We start from the raw sequence: 15,756 nt of genomic DNA, 5'->3' as shown, positions 1-15,756 counted from the left end.
GAACTGCGCCTACACTCACTGAAAAACCTGAGGCTCCACCTCACGTTCATCAGTCTTCCAAACTCAAAAATACCGCGATGTAATCATCTTCTTTTTCGTATAAAATTCAACACCGTCTTTCCCATTGGCATGCAAATCGCCATAGAATGAATCCTTCCAGCCTGAGAAGGGGAAGAAGGCCATCGGCGCCGGCACCCCAACGTTGACGCCTAGCATCCCCGCCTCTACCTCCTCGCGGAATTGGCGCACAGCCTTCGCATTCTCCGTGTAAATAACCGCTGAGTTCCCGAAGCGGGATTGATTCACTAACGCCAAAGCGCTTGTCAAATCCGTTGCACGGAATAATGACAAGACTGGCCCAAATATTTCCTCTTTCGCAATCGTCATTTCAGGCTTGACATGATCGAATATCGTGGCTCCGAGAAAAAAGCCTTCCCCCGCACACGCCTCCACCATTCTTCCATCGATCAGCAGATCAGCACCTTCCGTGATCCCTTTCTCGATGTAGCTCGCGATTCTTGTACGCTGCTCATCTCGGATAATCGGAGTCAGTGTGACCTGCTCCTCCATCCCACTGCCAAGCACCAACTGAGCAGCAGCTTCCTTCAACCCGCCAACAAAAGCTTCCCCATCACCTACAACAACGACAGCGGAACAAGCCATACAGCGTTCCCCCGCTGAACCGAACGAGGACATAACAATATTCTCGATTGTTTTCTCCAGATGGGCATCGGGCATGACGATGTGATAGTTTTTGGCGCCTGCTAGGGCTTGCACCCTTTTACCAGCAGCGGATGCACGTTCATACACATACTTAGCCACAGGCTGCGAGCCTACAAAGGATACAGCTCTGACGGAAGGTGACGTTGTCAGCGCATTGACCACGTCATGGGCACCATGCACGACATTCAGCACACCATCAGGAAGTCCAGCTTCTTGCAATAATGCGGCTAATTTCATGGCAGTCAACGGTGTGCGTTCGGAAGGTTTCAACACGAAGGTATTCCCAAGAGCAATCGCGAGCGGAAACATCCAGCAGGGCACCATCATCGGAAAGTTAAAAGGTGTGATACCTCCAACTACACCTAAGGGTACCCGAAATAACTCGGAATCCATTTCCGCAGAAATATTAGCAAGTGTAGTCCCCATCATGTGGGACGGTGCACCAGCTGCAAATTCTACACACTCAATGCCGCGCAGCACTTCACCTAGTGCCTCTTTGTAGCTCTTTCCGTTCTCACTGGTAATCAATTCAGCAAGTTCATGCTCGTGTGCTTGAAGCAACTGCCAATAATGAAACAAAACGCGCGCACGTTTCGGAACGGGTGTTCTACTCCATGATTCAAACGCATCTTGGGCAGCAAACACAGCTTGCTCTACATCCCTAGCATTTGAAATCGGCACACGTGCAATCACACCACCTGTTGCCGGATTGATGACATCACTCATTTCACCACTTGTTGCGTCTACCCAAACGCCATTAATAAAATTTTGCAGGTCCGTCATCGCCGTTCATCTCCTGGGGTAATAAATTTTCTCCACAAGTCAATGGACACATTGTATAATAGGGTTCATTCCCTTACTTTCGCAATTACGTCAACTTTCCTTACATGAAAGTGGTGATTTCGCTTGGTACAGACCCTACTGCAAGTAACCGTGCACGATATTTTGCAGCGCCCGCTCTTTCATAAGGCCGAAGCGATTGCTACTGAAGAAGCACTGGCTCGTAAAGTTCGCTGGGTTCACATCATGGAAGTAACGCAAGTGGGTCACCTTTTGAATGGAAACGAACTTATTCTTAGCACGGGGATCGGTTGGCAGGACAACGAAGAAACGAGCCTTTCATTTCTGCAGCAATTGATCGACAGTGGTGCTTCCGGACTGTGTATTGAGCTAGGGACTTATACGAAGCAGCCGCTTGAGAGCATGAAGATGCTTGCTCTTCAAGCGAATTTTCCGCTTATTTTTTTCCATGAGGAAGTCCGTTACATTGACATTACACAGGATTTACATACGCATTTCATTCACCAGCATCACAAAATGGTATCTGATCTAGAATCCCTCTCCACCAAGCTAAATCAGCTACTTTTGTCAGGTAAAGGCTTGCAGCCACTTCTCAAGCTGTTGCACGAGACGACGCAAGCGCAGATCGCCTTTTTCCCTTTCGACACGAATGAGGCTGTTTTCGTTCCTTCACTTCCCAAAGCTGATGGTGCAGCTTTCTATGAGAAATGGATTTACGGCGAAATGTTTCTCCTTTCCGATGTCAAAAACAAGCTTGCCCATCGCCCCATCCTCGCACTAGAACATTTGTTCGCAGACCTGCTTTTATGTGCCGAACAAGAACTGAGCGAGTTCCAAATCCTTGCTTTGGATCGATGTGCGACCGCAATAGCCCAAGAAATGATGCGCACCACTTATATCGAAGAGAAAACCCGCTACAAACAGGATCTATGGGTAACCGATTGGTTAGGCGGCAAACACTCGCTTCAGGATATTCGTGACTATCTCATGTCCGTCAAGCCTCCCATGAAACTAGGTCCAATCATCCTATGTGTTTTCGATAAAGCCGCAGGAAGCAATGGTTCCAGAGAGCAAGAAACACTCCTTATTCAGAAACAAATGATCGCTCGCTCCCTGTTTGAAAGAGAAGGCTTTTATTTACTTCCTACGGTGTATGAGCACCGGATCGTCTTCATTCTTTTAGATCAAATTCCCTCTGGTGCTAGTCATGAACGAATCTTACGAACGATCCAGCGCTTTCATAAAACGCAAGAAACACAGCTATTTCCGACGCTAATGGGGATTGGCCAAACAATTAGCGATCCGCTCCAAATTCAAGTCAGTTATGAAACTGCCTTACAAACGTTAGAGATCCAGAAAGATATCGGCGTTCTCCCGAAGCCTTTCTATCACGAACTTCACGTCTACAAAGTGATCCTGCTTATGAAGCAAACTGGCGAACTTACTTCCTTTATTGACAGGTATCTCAGCGGGATTATCGCCTATGATCTTGATAAAAATGGCCAGCTATTGAAAACTCTCCGCGTTTATCTAGCGCTATCCGGCTCCAAACAGGAAACAGCGAAGGAGCTCTTCATTGTTCGCCAAACGTTATACCATCGGTTGGACAAAATTGCTGCAATCCTCGGAGACGATTTCATGCAGCCGCAGAAGCGAATCGCACTAGAGCTCGCCTTGCATGGTTATGAATATCTGAACGGGCCCATCCACTAAGCCTTGGATTTGCCCTGTGACAATAGCACATTGACGTAGTACTTCCTGGCGTTGGCCGTCGTCAAATGAAGCCTCGCCGTTTCACCGCCGGGGTGCTCGAGATCCAGCCATGCCCCTTCTAGATCCTCGAGCACGCCGACAATTTTGAATTTCTGCGCGACATAGCCGTCAAGTTTTTGCTTTTCCGATTGAAAAAGCTCAAATTCAGACATGAGGAGCACCTCCTTGGACCGTTTCCTTCTTCGGCCGACTCACCTGTGAGGTTGACGAAACATACGTTCCCCTCTTGATGAATTGACCATTTCCGGCTTCACCTACGAATTGTTTTTCTAGAATGACATAGGCTCCGCGAGACAACACCGTCACGGGCTCACCTGTAACTTCAATACCTTCGAACGGATTATAATCCACATTCATATGGTGGGTTTCGGCAGAAATCGTTCGCTTCGCATTCGGATCAAAAATTACAATATCCGCGTCCCCGCCAACCGCAATCGTCCCTTTTTTCGGAAACAAGCCAAACAGCTTTGCGCTTCTCGTCGACACAATATCCACGAACTGATTCAGTGTAATTCGTCCTTTCCCTACCCCTTCAGAGAAGAGAATAGAGAAACGATCCTCGATACATGGCCCGCCGTTGGGAATTTTACTGAAGTCCCCGAGCCCTAAATCTTTTTGACCGTTAAAATTAAACGAACACTGATCCGAGCCCAGCGTCTGTAGCTGGCCCGTTTTCAACGCATTCCACAGCACGTCTTGGTGATACTTCGGCCGAAGTGGCGGGGACCACACATATTTCGCCCCTTCGAAATCTGGCTTTTCCAAATATGTTTGATCGAGCATCAAATACTGCGGACACGTTTCTCCCCAGATATCGACACCGCGATTGCGTGCCTCCGTAATTTGCTGCACAGCCTCTTCACACGTCACATGCACCACATAGAGCTGCGAATTAGCTAATGCTGTGAGCTTGGCAGCGCGCCCTGTCGCTTCACCTTCTATCAAGGATGGCCGTGTCAGCGCATGATAAATGGGGTCCGTCTGCCCCGCTTCGAGCGCTTCTTTGATTAAATACTCTATCACATCGCCATTCTCTGCATGTACCATCACGAGTGCTCCATGCTTTTTCGCCTCAAGCAAAGTCCTATACAGTGTGCCGTCATCCGCTTGAAAGACATTCTTATACGCCATGAAAACCTTTAGAGATGTGATCCCTTCGTCATGAATCATGCTCGGCAGCTCGGCCAGCACCTCATCATTGATTTCCGCAATCATCAGATGGAAGCTATAGTCAATGACGGCTTTGCCTTCCGCTTTCTGGTGCCACGTCTGAACAGACTGACTAAGCGGTTTCCCCTTATTCGTCAAACAAAAATCAATCACCGTCGTCGTTCCACCAAATGCAGCAGCTATCGTGCCAGTCTCGAAATCATCAGCGGTGACCGTCCCGCCAAATGGCATATCCAGATGGGTATGCGGATCAATACCGCCAGGAAAAACATATTTTCCTGTGGCATCTACAATTTCGGCGCCTTCGAGTGTAAGGTTCAAACCGATTCCAGTAATAATCCCATCTTCGATGAGAATATCCCCCTTATAGTGATCCGTTGCAGTGACAATGGTTCCATTCTTAATCAGTTTGGCCATGTCTACACAGCCTCCTTCTTATCGGCATCTTTACCCTCCGTCAGTTTGGCAACAGCCGCTTGACGCTCGTTCCACGTCATGGGCTCCTCTGTCCCCTTCACCTCAACCATCGAGATCGCACCATCTACGGGACACACAATCGCACATAAGTTACAGCCTACACAGTCCTCTTCCCTCACCTGCAAAAAGGGCTTCCCTTGCTCATTTGTGTGTCGCTCAATGCATTGATGCGAGGTATCCTCGCAGGCAATATGGCACTTATTGCAGTTAATACACGTTTCCGTGTCGATCTTGGCAATGACGGCGTAGTTCAAATCCAAATTTCCCCAATCTGCATAGCGCGGGACGGATTTCCCGATTAATTCGGAGACGCTGGCTAACCCTTTTTCATCCAAATAGTTGTTCAGCCCATCGATCATATCCTCCACGATCCGGAAGCCATGATGCATAGCCGCTGTGCACACTTGAACACCTGTTGCGCCCATGAGCATAAATTCAACCGCATCACGCCAATTGGAAATGCCGCCAATGCCGGAAATCGGAATATTCACCCCTGGATTACGCGCGCAATCCGCGACCATATGAAGGGCAATGGGCTTCACAGCAGGACCGCAATAACCGCCGTGCGAACCTTTACCGCCGACATGTGGAATCGTGTTCCACGAGTCAATATCAACACCAGCAAGTGAGTTAATCGTGTTGATGAGCGAGATCGCATCTGCCCCGCCACGAACCGCCGCTAAAGCGGTGCTCGTAATATCCGTGATGTTCGGCGTCAACTTCACGATCACAGGCGTTTGGGCTGCTTCCTTCGCCCACATCGTCTGCGCCTCTACGAGATCAGGCTGCTGTCCTGATGCCGCTCCCATGCCACGCTCCGCCATACCGTGCGGACATCCGAAATTCAGTTCAAGTCCGTCTACGCCAACGGCTTCGACCTTTTTGACGATCTCATGCCACTTCTCTCGCTTGGGCTCAACCATCAGAGAAACCACAAGCGCATGATTCGGAAATCGCTTCTTGGTTTCATAAATTTCCTTCAGATTAACCTCTAGTGGACGGTCGGTGATCAGTTCAATATTGTTAAAGCCCGCAACACGTTGTCCATTGAAATGCACAGCAGCGAAGCGAGAGGATGTATTGATAATGGGATCGCCAAGCGTTTTCCACACGGCACCTCCCCAGCCCGCTTCAAAAGCCCGTTGTACCTGATACCCCGTATTCGTTGGGGGAGCCGATGCCAACCAAAAAGGGTTGGGTGATACAATTCCAGCTAGATTCGTTCGTAAATCAGCCATGCTGAATCCCTCCTGAGTCTGAAGTAGCTCTACCTAAGCTGACGCCTCTTGCCCCTTCACCAACTGCTTGTAAATCGCGTATGCCGCTAATTTGCCTTGTTGTGCTGCTGATACGACCATGGCTTCACCCTGTCCATCTCCGAAAATAACATCACCAGCTGCGAACACCTTCGGATTCGATGTCATTCCTGCAGCTGCATCTACCAACGTTACTGTGCCCCTTGAATGAGCAAGTCCGAACTGTTCAATCAGCGATATATGTTTGGTCTGGCCGATCGCCTTGATCACCGCGTCCACTTCGATGACGAATTCAGAGTCTGCAATGGGCACTGGGCGTTTACGTCCCCCGTTATCAGTATCGAGAAGCTCCATCCTCACACATTCGATCCCAATGACGTTCCCCTGTTCATCACCAAGGATCCGTTTCGGCGCCGTTAACCACTGAAAGGCAACGCCATCGAGCTTCGCAAACTCATATTCAAAATCATACGCTGTCATTTCTTCTAGTGTTCGTCTGTACACGATTTGCACGTTGTCTGCCCCAAGCCGGACAGAGCACGTAGCTGCATCTATGGCGGTATTCCCAGCGCCAATCACAGCAATCCGCTTCCCTATGAAAGACTCATCGAGATCTGGGGCAGTTTTCGTCGCCTCTACGAAATCAATGGCGTCATAGACGCCGGTCAATTCTTCTCCATCGATGCCTAGCATGGGCACCTTTGACATCCCAACTGCGAGCACCACAGCGTCATAATCACGTACCAATTCAGCAGCACTGACATCAACTCCGACACGCGTGTTCATCCGAAACTCCACACCAAGCTGTCTAACTTGCTCGACTTCCCAAAGCGAGATTTCCGGCGGTAATCGGAAGGATACGATCCCATACGTATCCAAGCCGCCAGCTTGCTCCTTCGCCTCGAACACGGTCACCTTAAAACCGAAGCGGGCTAGCTCACGAGCTGCTGCAAGTCCCGCAGGTCCACTGCCCACGATCGCAACTGTTTTACCATTACTTGCCCCTGCTTTAAATAAAATCTGCTCATTTTTGATCGCCCAGTCCGTTGCGTACCGCTGCAATTGACCAATTAAGATAGGCTTGGACGAATGATTAAGGACGCAAGCCCCTTCGCATAATTCCTCTGTGGGACACACACGAGAACATGAAGCGCCAACAGGATTGGCATCCATAATCGTTCTGGCGGAGCCTTTTAGATTGCCAGAGGCGATCTTTTTAATGAATGAAGGAATATCAATGCCTGTTGGACAGGCGTGCGTGCAAGGAGCGTCATAACAGAACAAGCAGCGATTGGATTCTTCGATCGCCTCTTTCGGCTTCATACCCGCTTTCACTTCGGCAAAATTGCGCTTCAACTCCGTTAGCGAAATAAATGTCGTACTCATCTTGCTCCTCCTCCCTCATTCAAAGTTGCGTGATTTGATCATATGTTTCTGGCCTGCGGTCTCGATAAAACTGCCACACGTTACGGACCTCGCGAATCAACGTTTTGTCCATCTCCCCGATAATCACTTCATCTTGATCCCGACTGCCTATCGTAACGATTGACCCCCGCGGATCCACTAGGTACGACTGGCCATAAAATTCACCCATGTTCCACGGCGCTTCCGTTCCAACTCGATTAATCGCAGCTACGTAATACCCGTTGGCTACCGCATGCGCGGGCTGTTCAAGCTTCCATAGATGTTCAGATGTGCCTGCAACGGTAGCAGATGGGTTAAACACAATTTCTGCACCGCCAAGTCCAAGCGCCCTTGCTCCTTCTGGAAAGTGACGATCATAGCAAATGTAGACGCCTACCTTGGCAAAAGAGGTATCGAATACGGGATATCCGAGATTGCCCGGCTTAAAATAATACTTCTCCCAGAACCCACAGGACCCGCCTCCTGCCGCAACATGAGGGATATGATGCTTCCGGTACTTCCCAAGATATGACCCGTCCGCATCAATGACTGCTGCTGTATTGTAGTAGGAGGCAATTCCCTCGCGCTCGTAAATGGGGAGAATGATGACGATACCCAGTTCCTTCGCTATATCTTGAAAAAGCTTCGTCGTCGGTCCATTTGGGATTTCCTCGGCTGCATCGTACCATTTCGTCGTTTGCTCTGCGCAAAAGTAGGGACCATAGAAGATCTCCTGCAAGCACACGATTTGTGCTCCCTGTGCTGCCGCATTACGAACCAAACCAAGATGCTTCTGAATAGCGAACTCCTTATGTGTAGCGACCGGTTCATCACCATGGACATCGTGTGAGGCTTGGATGAGACCGATGGTGACGATACTCATGCTCGGAAGCCCCCTTTCTCCACCACGATCTGGCGGGCAGTTCGGTACAGAAGTTCCGTCCCTAATGTTATATCCTCTGGGCTAGCATATTCCTTCGGATTGTGACTAATGCCCTCCAAACAGCGCACGAAAATCATGCCATACTCGCACACGTAGGACATGGTTAGCGAATCATGGAAGGGACCGCTCATGAGCTCAGGCGGCTTCATCCCCATAAGACCCGCTTCCTTGTTCAGCGCAGCTTTGATCCAATTCGCACAATAGCGAGGATCGCTGTTCGTGTCTTCCCGAATCGTATAGGTGAGCCCATGTTCGCAGGCTACGTTCTCGATGACACTAAGGAGCTCCGCCTCAAGTGCGTTTCGACGACAGATATCGATGTCTCGTAAATCAATCGTAAAGCTGACCTTCTCTGGGATAATGTTACGAGAATCTGGAAATACCGTGAGTGAACCTACGGTTCCAACCGTTGGGACGCCTGGTTCACGACGAACAAGCTCGTTAAGTGCAACGATAATCTTGGCACTGCCTAGCAAGGCATCATGTCGCATCGACATCGGCACGGAGCCGGCATGACCCGCGAAACCCGTCATTTCCACAGTGAGCCATAATGGACCGGAGATTCCGCTCACGATACCAATCGGCTCGTTCAGAGACTCCAAGACCGGTCCCTGTTCAATATGCAGCTCCAGAAAAGCGCCAACTCGGCCCTCCTGGAACGTATAACCTTCGAAATCAGCTGGATCACAACCGAATTCCAACAGTGCTTCACGGCGGGTAACGCCGTTTTTGTCCGTACGTTCCAACTCATCCGCTTCGAGTTTACCGGTCATGCCTCTAACGCCGAACAGCCCTTTATTGAAGCGACAGCCTTCCTCATCACAGAAAGCAACAACTTCGACATTACAAGCGGGTATCACTCCTTGTTCCACCATCGTTTGCACCGCTTCTATCGCGCCAAGTACACCGATTGCCCCATCAAATCGCCCCCCATAGGGCTGCGAATCCACGTGTGAGCCGAGCATTAATACAGGTGCCCCCGGATCGCTCCCGCGCCATACGCCGACCAAGTTAGCAAAGGGGTCGATATAAGCCTCCATCCCGGCTTCTTCCATCCAGGATTTCACAAGCTCCACACCAGCACGATCTTCCTTCGATAGAGCAAGTCTGCAAACGCCTGTTTCGCCGATTTTACCAATTTGCGCCAGATCATGAATATGCTGTCCAAGACGTTCTGCGTTGATTTGGATAGGTGGCATTGTCGACAAGTCCAATCATCCTTTCTCTTGCTCGTTACTAAACACACTGAGTAAAGTTTCGATTATGAAATTCACATCGTCATCCGTAGAAGATAATGGCGGACTGAGCGTAAGGATATTGGCATAGCCAGGAACGGTATCCCCATTCTTACCAACGAGCAGCCCTTTGCTTTTGCAGGCTAGAATAAGATGAGTTACCCGTTCTACCGAAGCGGGAATCTTCGATATCCGATCCTCTACCAGTTCAATGCCCATGGCCGATCCGAAAATGCGTATTTCCCCGACATGGGGATGCTCATTCAACGGTTCTAATCGAGTTCTGAACGCTTGCCCAATCTCAGCCGAACGTTCAACAAGGCCCTCACGCTCAATAATCTCAAGATTTGTTAAAGCCACTTTACAGGAAACAGGATTACCACCAAACGTATTGACATGTCTAAAATGGCTAGTCGCTTCTTTCTCTTTGAAAGAGTCGTATAATTCGGCTGATACAGCGGTAGCTGAAAGAGGCGAATAGGCGCTTGTTAACCCTTTGGCCATCGTGACGATGTCGGGTCTTACCGCATAATTCTGATGACCGAAGGGCTTCCCCGATCGCCCAAAACCACAAATGACTTCATCTACGATCAGCAAAACCTCATATTTATCACAAATACTTCTAACCGCCGGTAAATAACCATCATGAGGAACAAGCATTCCCCCGCCAGTAATAACAGGCTCCAGGATCACACCAGCAACAGAATCTGCGCCCTCCCACACGATGGCATTCTCGATCGCTTTGGCACATTGTAACGAGCAAGTCTCTTTCGTCTGACCAAAAGGACAACGATAACAATAAGGCGGAGGCACATGCTGGAAGCCTACTCCAAGTGGTTCATATTTCAGCTTGCGTTGTGCTTGCCCCGTGGCCCCCAATGCACCCATGGAATTCCCATGATATGCGCGATGACGCGAGATGAACTTATGTTTACTCGGTTTTCCATTCTGATGGTGATATTGACGAGCGATTTTGAACGCGACTTCATTCGCGTCTGATCCTGAATTGGAGTAAAAAATACGGTACTCCCCTTCAAGCCATTCATTTAATTTCGCCGCTAACTCAATAGCCGGGATATGGGATTGAACCAATGTCGCATAAGCAATTTTCATCATTTGGTCAGCGGCTGCTTCAGCAATTTCTCGCCTTCCATGACCGACATTCACGCACCATAATCCTGACATACCGTCTAAATAACGATTACCATCAATATCTGTCACCCAACTACCTTCGCCGGAAGCGATGATCATGGGATTCTCATTATGGGCAGACATATGATGCCAAACATATTTGCGATCCTTCTCTAGCAATTCCTCTTTCACCAATGGATCATCGTCATCCTGAGCACGCATAAGCAGTCCCTCCATCTCTTGTCCATTCGTTCTTACACTAATCCTATGTTCAAAAAGAGGATGTCATCCCTAGCTATTGTTGTTATTTTTCAATTAATAGATTTGGTTTTGACAGCGTAGTAAGTTGGGGGTAAACGAAAGATAACCTAAGCATTGTTTAAAAGTTACTCTTCGGAGGATGAACTTCCCTCGTAAACAGACTTTCGAATTGCAGTGGTCAATTCCTGAAAAAGTGGGGATTCCCGCGTTAGCAAAGTGCGATCATGACCTAATGGAACCTGGTGAATCGCATGCACACGACCTGGATTGGCGGATAAGACGATGATCCGATTTGAGAGGAACACGGCCTCAGTTGTACTACGGGTGACAAAAACGATGGTTTTGTTCATTTTCTTCTTCATTTCCAGTACATCGAGTTGTAATTTGTCTTTCGTAAATTCGTCTAAAGTTGAGAATGGTTCATCCATAAAGAGTATGGGAGGATCGAGGGATAACGCACGGGCTATAGCGACTCTAATTTGCATACCAAGACTGAGCTGCCAGGGGTAATAATCCTTAAATTTAGTTAAACCGAGTGTATCGAGTAAGTGGTCTACCCGATCTTGGTACGTATGTCGAGACTGTTCGTAAACTTCAAGTGGCAACTCGATATTCTCTCGTACAGTCCGCCATTCAAATAAGTTAGGCGTGCGAAAAATGATGCCAAATTTACGGCGCAGCCGCACTTCCTTGGGGTGTTCCTTCTGAATCGTAATCTGGCCACTGGAGGGCTGTAAGAGATCAGCCATAAGTCGAAGCAACGTTGATTTGCCGCAACCTGAAGGTCCTAATAACGTGACGAATTCATTCTGCCCAACATCGAAGCTAATGTTCTGAAGGACGGTCACTTGCCTTCCTTTTTTACCGAACACCATACCGACGCCATCCAACGAAATTTCCACTTTCTGACGGGAAAAATCTGAATTCACTGGGCTCCTCCTTCTATCCACTGAAGATCGCGTCATCTCTCTGTGAGTATTAGTAACCCTATATGTTATATTATATCTCGAATTTCATCATTTTCATTATACATTCTGTTCCTAAATTAGAGCCGCAATTTGACATAGTGTAAACTCATGTATCTATTTCTGCTCTATGGATTCGCGGATTAGTTCTTTTGAGTTTCTTTTGATGACATAACTAATATTATGTAAACAAAATTTCGACATATCTCTCATATCCATATATTGTTCATATTCTCTATTTCTTCAATTTGATAGAATGTGTAAGTAACCACATTCGACATCTAGGAGGAAGACGATGAAAAAGATCATTCTTACAACAGTTGTTGCTACTAGCCTCATGTTCGGTGGAATTGCCAATGCCGCGCCTTCCAATACGTACATAGCCACGGATTCGGACACCTTCTGGTCCATTTCTCAGAAGTTTAATGTGCCTCTGTCCGAGCTTATCGCAAATAATCCTAAAGTGAATGCGGATAATATTTATGAAGGCGTTATCATTTCTATTCCTTCGAAGGCGACTCCAAAAGCTAGCTGGGAAGTCAAAGCCGATGCTATCATTGCAATTGGGATGAAGCAGCTTGGTGTACCTTATGTTTTTGGCGGCAGCACACCTTATGTAGCCTTTGATTGTTCGGGTTTTGTTCAATATGCGTTTAATCAACAAGGATTTAACTTGCTTCATTCTGCAGCTTTACAAAGTCAATTAGGGACGCCTGTAGAGAAGAGCAACCTTCGTAAAGGAGATTTAGTTTTTCTACAAGGAACCTATACAACTGGTGTTTCCCATGTCGCTATCTATCTAGGCAATAATCAAATTCTTCAAGCAGGAACAATGGGAACAAGGGAAGTAAAAGTCAGCACTTTATTTGGTACTCCATATTATGATGAGCATTATTGGGGAGCACGCCGTTTGATTAACTAACGACCAGTGAAGGACAAAAAAGCCGGTATCTACCGGCCTTTTCCTTTTATATTTTCCAACAGTTAAGTTGAGCTATCCTGTGACGGTTGGTTCTAAAATGGTCAGTTTGTTCGCATATGTATCAAGTTCAGCCATAGCCCCGATAGGAATAGCCGCTTTGTATAAGCCATGGGCCGTACTAAAGTTAGTCAAAAGTGGTTTCCCTAAAGGCACGATGATCCCCGAAATTAAGTCATTATAGGACGTCGCATAGGACGTGGTACAGTTCGTACATTGTCCCATCACGATCCCCACGCAATCTCGAAATTTCCCCGCCATAATCAATTGCGTCAAATAGCGATATATCGCATTCGTCGGTTCATGCGTCTCTTCGATGACGATTATTTTACCCACTGTATTTACTTCGAAAGGTGTCCCCAGTGTCCCAACGAATGAGGTGAGATTACCACCAACAATTTGCCCTCTCACCGTACCCTTCACAAGCCCATTCAACGGCATACTAGGTGGATTTTGAATGACTCTCGGGCTAACAAGCGTCGAGGTCGCTGCATAAAATTGATCGAAATTATAGGCTGGTGTATTCGGGTTAAAATCAATCAGCAACAAACTTTGAAATGTAATGAGATTCGCAAATTGAAATAAAATATTTAATAAAATCGTAATATCACTGTATCCCGTAACGATTTTCGGATGACTATTAATGAGGGGATAATCGAGAAGTGGCAATATATCCTTAACCCCTGTACCACCTCGTGTTGGGAGAATCATACTTACATTCGGATTGGCAAACATACTCATCAGGTCTTCCGCTCGCTGTGCTGCCGTCGCTGCAACGATCCCTCCATACGCATATGCGTATTTGCCTACGACAACATTAAAACCCATGTCACCGAGTGTCCCTATTCTAGCATCAATCGTGCTCGCATCAAGTGGGCTTCCTAATGTAACAATGCCAATGGTATCTCCACGTTGTAAGATGGGTGGGCGTATTGCCATCGCTATACCTCCTACCAATGACATTGTGTGAAAAAAGGAACTTCTCCCTCAATCCCTTTTATGCTCAGAATAAGCCAATTATGACAACTTAACCCTCAGATCCCCATTCCGACTGGAATAAATGCGGATACACGATTCATGGCTTCCTGCTTTTGTTTATCCCCTACATGTGTGTATATTTGAGTCGTTTGAATACTGGCATGTCCAAGCAACTCTTGCAGCGTTCGAATATCCGTCCCCGCTAACACTTGCATTGTTGCAAATGTATGCCTCAACTTATGGCTCGAGAATGATTTCCCCTGCAGCTCCATATATTGCCCCTTCAATTGCTCGAACTGCTTCTCAGCAATTGATTGAATCATTCGTATGCTAATACGCCGACCGAATTGGGATACAAAGAACGGCTGCTCGCTCCCACTTCTCGCCTCCAGTCGCTCAACAAGCGCGCGCTCAAGAACATGTACGATTTCACTGGGGAGCGGGATGACACGCCACTTGCGACCTTTCCCTAGAACCATTAATGAATTCGTGCCGCGATTAAAATCTGAGATATTTAACCGATGAAGCTCACTGACCCGTAAGCCCGCATAGCTCATTAATAGGAACATGGCTACATTGCGAATCTGATATTTCCCTTCGATGGATTGTAGAAAGACGGAAAGCAGCTCCTCACTCAGAAATGTCGGAACCGAGTTCTTTTCTACCTTCGATTTCTTGACTGCGATAGAAGGATTGTTCTTCACCATCTGCAATTCAATGAGTGCTGAGAAAAATGTTCGGATCGATGAGAGATAGCGATTCCTCGCGGCATCTCCCGCCCCACCTTGACGCATCTTCGTCAAGAAACGCATGATATCAATGGCTTCAATCGTAGACAACTCTTTCTCTCCAAGGCTCGTCAGAAATAAACGCACATCTCCCAGGTACGCTTGTTGTGTTCGTTTCGTGAACCCCTGGTCTTTCATCCAGGTGTCAAAAAGCTCCAAAAAGTCGTCATCATATGTGAATCTAGTGTCCATTCTAGTAAACTCCGTCCGTCACAAACTAAATTGCGTTAAATATAGATTTAGTGCAATTTTTCGGGGTGAAAAAATCGCTTATTCTATACTCTCATAGCCAGACGCGTAACAACGCTGCATACAAAAGTAAAAAATAAGCGTATGAGTTAAATTTCAAACTGTCGTTTCTATTAATCCCGCGGATACTCCACTTTCATAATATCCATGAACGGCACCTTATCCAGCTCGCCTTTACAATCCATATGTACTCTTCCCGTACGTGAATCCATCGTCGAGATCGTGCCTCGCACCGTTTCCTCGCGCCCCCAAACCGTTAAAACAATCTCGGAATTCTCCATCTTCGCTTCCGACAACTGGTTCCCGATTTCTTCTAATACGAATTCATCGCGTGTTGGCCGTTTCGCTACCTTCGCTTTTGCCATCCCCTATTCTCCTCCATGTTCCGTCAATTGGACGGCGTAATAATTTCTTTCACGCGACCGACTTGGCCATCTGTGAGTCTTACTTTTATACCATGAGGATGTGTAGGTGAGTTCGTTAATAAATCCTTCACGATCCCGCGTGTAAGTTTCCCGCTTCGTTGGTCTTGCTTTAACACAATGTCCACTTCTCTGCCAGGTACTACATCTTTCCGATTTTGTCCATTCATGCTGCGTATGTCGCCTGCTTTCATGCCATAA

The 15,756-nt window shown here is 47.5% G+C and carries 15 protein-coding genes; 2 read left to right on the top strand and 13 right to left on the bottom strand.

Annotated features, from left to right (window positions below; genetic code table 11):
* Positions 1-63: 63 nt before the first annotated feature.
* On the bottom strand, positions 64-1,506 hold the full coding sequence (locus tag ACSQ8O_RS18860) for a CoA-acylating methylmalonate-semialdehyde dehydrogenase (protein WP_436242861.1): 1,443 nt from the start codon (positions 1,504-1,506) through the stop codon (positions 64-66).
* Positions 1,507-1,629: 123 nt separating this feature from the next.
* On the opposite strand from ACSQ8O_RS18860, the gene ACSQ8O_RS18855 reads away from it, so the two are divergent.
* Entirely contained in the window at positions 1,630-3,237 is a 1,608-nt protein-coding gene (locus tag ACSQ8O_RS18855; RefSeq protein ID WP_436242860.1) for a PucR family transcriptional regulator, read from the top strand.
* On the opposite strand, the gene ACSQ8O_RS18850 is transcribed toward ACSQ8O_RS18855, so the two are convergent.
* The 8 genes from ACSQ8O_RS18850 to ACSQ8O_RS18815 form a co-directional block, all read right to left on the bottom strand.
* Positions 3,234-3,449, bottom strand: a complete 216-nt coding sequence (locus tag ACSQ8O_RS18850; protein WP_056625238.1) for a hypothetical protein — start codon at positions 3,447-3,449, stop codon at positions 3,234-3,236. The genes ACSQ8O_RS18855 and ACSQ8O_RS18850 overlap by 4 nt on opposite strands.
* Entirely contained in the window at positions 3,442-4,884 is a 1,443-nt protein-coding gene (hydA, locus tag ACSQ8O_RS18845) for a dihydropyrimidinase (RefSeq protein WP_436242859.1), read from the bottom strand. Before hydA ends, ACSQ8O_RS18850 begins: the two co-directional genes overlap by 8 nt.
* Before the next feature lie 2 nt (positions 4,885-4,886).
* Positions 4,887-6,182: an NAD-dependent dihydropyrimidine dehydrogenase subunit PreA gene (gene preA, locus ACSQ8O_RS18840; protein ID WP_436242858.1), complete on the bottom strand. Its 1,296-nt coding sequence runs from the start codon at positions 6,180-6,182 to the stop codon at positions 4,887-4,889.
* Between the two features lie 33 nt (positions 6,183-6,215).
* The gene (locus tag ACSQ8O_RS18835; RefSeq protein ID WP_436242857.1) at positions 6,216-7,586 is read right to left on the bottom strand and encodes an NAD(P)-dependent oxidoreductase; all 1,371 of its coding nucleotides are present in this window, start codon (positions 7,584-7,586) and stop codon (positions 6,216-6,218) included.
* Positions 7,587-7,605: 19 nt separating this feature from the next.
* Positions 7,606-8,487: a nitrilase-related carbon-nitrogen hydrolase gene (locus ACSQ8O_RS18830; RefSeq protein ID WP_436242856.1), complete on the bottom strand. Its 882-nt coding sequence runs from the start codon at positions 8,485-8,487 to the stop codon at positions 7,606-7,608.
* On the bottom strand, positions 8,484-9,746 hold the full coding sequence (locus tag ACSQ8O_RS18825; protein WP_436242965.1) for a M20 family metallo-hydrolase: 1,263 nt from the start codon (positions 9,744-9,746) through the stop codon (positions 8,484-8,486). The genes ACSQ8O_RS18830 and ACSQ8O_RS18825 overlap by 4 nt, the downstream gene beginning before the upstream one ends.
* A gap of 15 nt (positions 9,747-9,761) precedes the next feature.
* Positions 9,762-11,135 (bottom strand): aspartate aminotransferase family protein, encoded by a 1,374-nt coding sequence (locus ACSQ8O_RS18820; protein ID WP_436242855.1) that lies wholly within the window; start codon positions 11,133-11,135, stop codon positions 9,762-9,764.
* 164 nt (positions 11,136-11,299) lie between these two features.
* Positions 11,300-12,103 (bottom strand): ABC transporter ATP-binding protein, encoded by an 804-nt coding sequence (locus ACSQ8O_RS18815; protein WP_436242854.1) that lies wholly within the window; start codon positions 12,101-12,103, stop codon positions 11,300-11,302.
* A gap of 331 nt (positions 12,104-12,434) precedes the next feature.
* Between ACSQ8O_RS18815 and ACSQ8O_RS18810 the strand changes: the two genes are divergently transcribed.
* The gene (locus ACSQ8O_RS18810; RefSeq protein WP_436242853.1) at positions 12,435-13,061 is read left to right on the top strand and encodes a C40 family peptidase; all 627 of its coding nucleotides are present in this window, start codon (positions 12,435-12,437) and stop codon (positions 13,059-13,061) included.
* A 72-nt stretch (positions 13,062-13,133) separates the two neighbouring features.
* Here ACSQ8O_RS18810 and ACSQ8O_RS18805 read toward each other — a convergent pair whose 3' ends face one another.
* The 4 genes from ACSQ8O_RS18805 to ACSQ8O_RS18790 form a co-directional block, all read right to left on the bottom strand.
* Positions 13,134-14,057 carry a S66 peptidase family protein gene (locus tag ACSQ8O_RS18805; RefSeq protein ID WP_436242852.1) on the bottom strand — a complete coding sequence of 308 codons (924 nt, stop codon included), beginning with the start codon at positions 14,055-14,057 and terminating at the stop codon, positions 13,134-13,136.
* 95 nt (positions 14,058-14,152) lie between these two features.
* Positions 14,153-15,076: a tyrosine-type recombinase/integrase gene (locus tag ACSQ8O_RS18800; RefSeq protein ID WP_436242851.1), complete on the bottom strand. Its 924-nt coding sequence runs from the start codon at positions 15,074-15,076 to the stop codon at positions 14,153-14,155.
* 170 nt (positions 15,077-15,246) lie between these two features.
* Positions 15,247-15,498 carry a YolD-like family protein gene (locus tag ACSQ8O_RS18795; protein ID WP_056625207.1) on the bottom strand — a complete coding sequence of 84 codons (252 nt, stop codon included), beginning with the start codon at positions 15,496-15,498 and terminating at the stop codon, positions 15,247-15,249.
* 23 nt (positions 15,499-15,521) lie between these two features.
* On the bottom strand, positions 15,522-15,725 hold the full coding sequence (locus tag ACSQ8O_RS18790) for a YwbE family protein (protein ID WP_436242964.1): 204 nt from the start codon (positions 15,723-15,725) through the stop codon (positions 15,522-15,524).
* Between the last annotated feature and the right edge of the window lie 31 nt (positions 15,726-15,756).

The sequence above is a fragment of the Paenibacillus sp. LjRoot56 genome (genome assembly GCF_964253335.1).
Classification (GTDB): Bacteria; Bacillota; Bacilli; order Paenibacillales; family NBRC-103111; genus Paenibacillus_E; species Paenibacillus_E allorhizoplanae.
The sequence above is the reverse complement of the archived record's forward strand: the minus strand, read 5'-3'. Positions and strand labels throughout refer to the sequence as shown.

Excerpts from the sequence above, each read along its gene's own strand:
- ACSQ8O_RS18795 (WP_056625207.1), bottom strand. The coding sequence starts at position 15,498 with ATGGCAAAAGCGAAGGTAGCGAAACGGCCAACACGCGATGAATTCGTA.
- ACSQ8O_RS18850 (WP_056625238.1), bottom strand. The coding sequence starts at position 3,449 with ATGTCTGAATTTGAGCTTTTTCAATCGGAAAAGCAAAAACTTGACGGC.
- ACSQ8O_RS18790 (WP_436242964.1), bottom strand. The coding sequence starts at position 15,725 with ATGAATGGACAAAATCGGAAAGATGTAGTACCTGGCAGAGAAGTGGAC.
- ACSQ8O_RS18820 (WP_436242855.1), bottom strand. The coding sequence starts at position 11,135 with ATGCGTGCTCAGGATGACGATGATCCATTGGTGAAAGAGGAATTGCTA.
- hydA (WP_436242859.1), bottom strand. The coding sequence starts at position 4,884 with ATGGCCAAACTGATTAAGAATGGAACCATTGTCACTGCAACGGATCAC.
- ACSQ8O_RS18830 (WP_436242856.1), bottom strand. The coding sequence starts at position 8,487 with ATGAGTATCGTCACCATCGGTCTCATCCAAGCCTCACACGATGTCCAT.
- ACSQ8O_RS18810 (WP_436242853.1), top strand. The coding sequence starts at position 12,435 with ATGAAAAAGATCATTCTTACAACAGTTGTTGCTACTAGCCTCATGTTC.
- preA (WP_436242858.1), bottom strand. The coding sequence starts at position 6,182 with ATGGCTGATTTACGAACGAATCTAGCTGGAATTGTATCACCCAACCCT.
- ACSQ8O_RS18835 (WP_436242857.1), bottom strand. The coding sequence starts at position 7,586 with ATGAGTACGACATTTATTTCGCTAACGGAGTTGAAGCGCAATTTTGCC.
- ACSQ8O_RS18825 (WP_436242965.1), bottom strand. The coding sequence starts at position 9,746 with ATGCCACCTATCCAAATCAACGCAGAACGTCTTGGACAGCATATTCAT.
- ACSQ8O_RS18800 (WP_436242851.1), bottom strand. The coding sequence starts at position 15,076 with ATGGACACTAGATTCACATATGATGACGACTTTTTGGAGCTTTTTGAC.
- ACSQ8O_RS18805 (WP_436242852.1), bottom strand. The coding sequence starts at position 14,057 with ATGGCAATACGCCCACCCATCTTACAACGTGGAGATACCATTGGCATT.
- ACSQ8O_RS18860 (WP_436242861.1), bottom strand. The coding sequence starts at position 1,506 with ATGACGGACCTGCAAAATTTTATTAATGGCGTTTGGGTAGACGCAACA.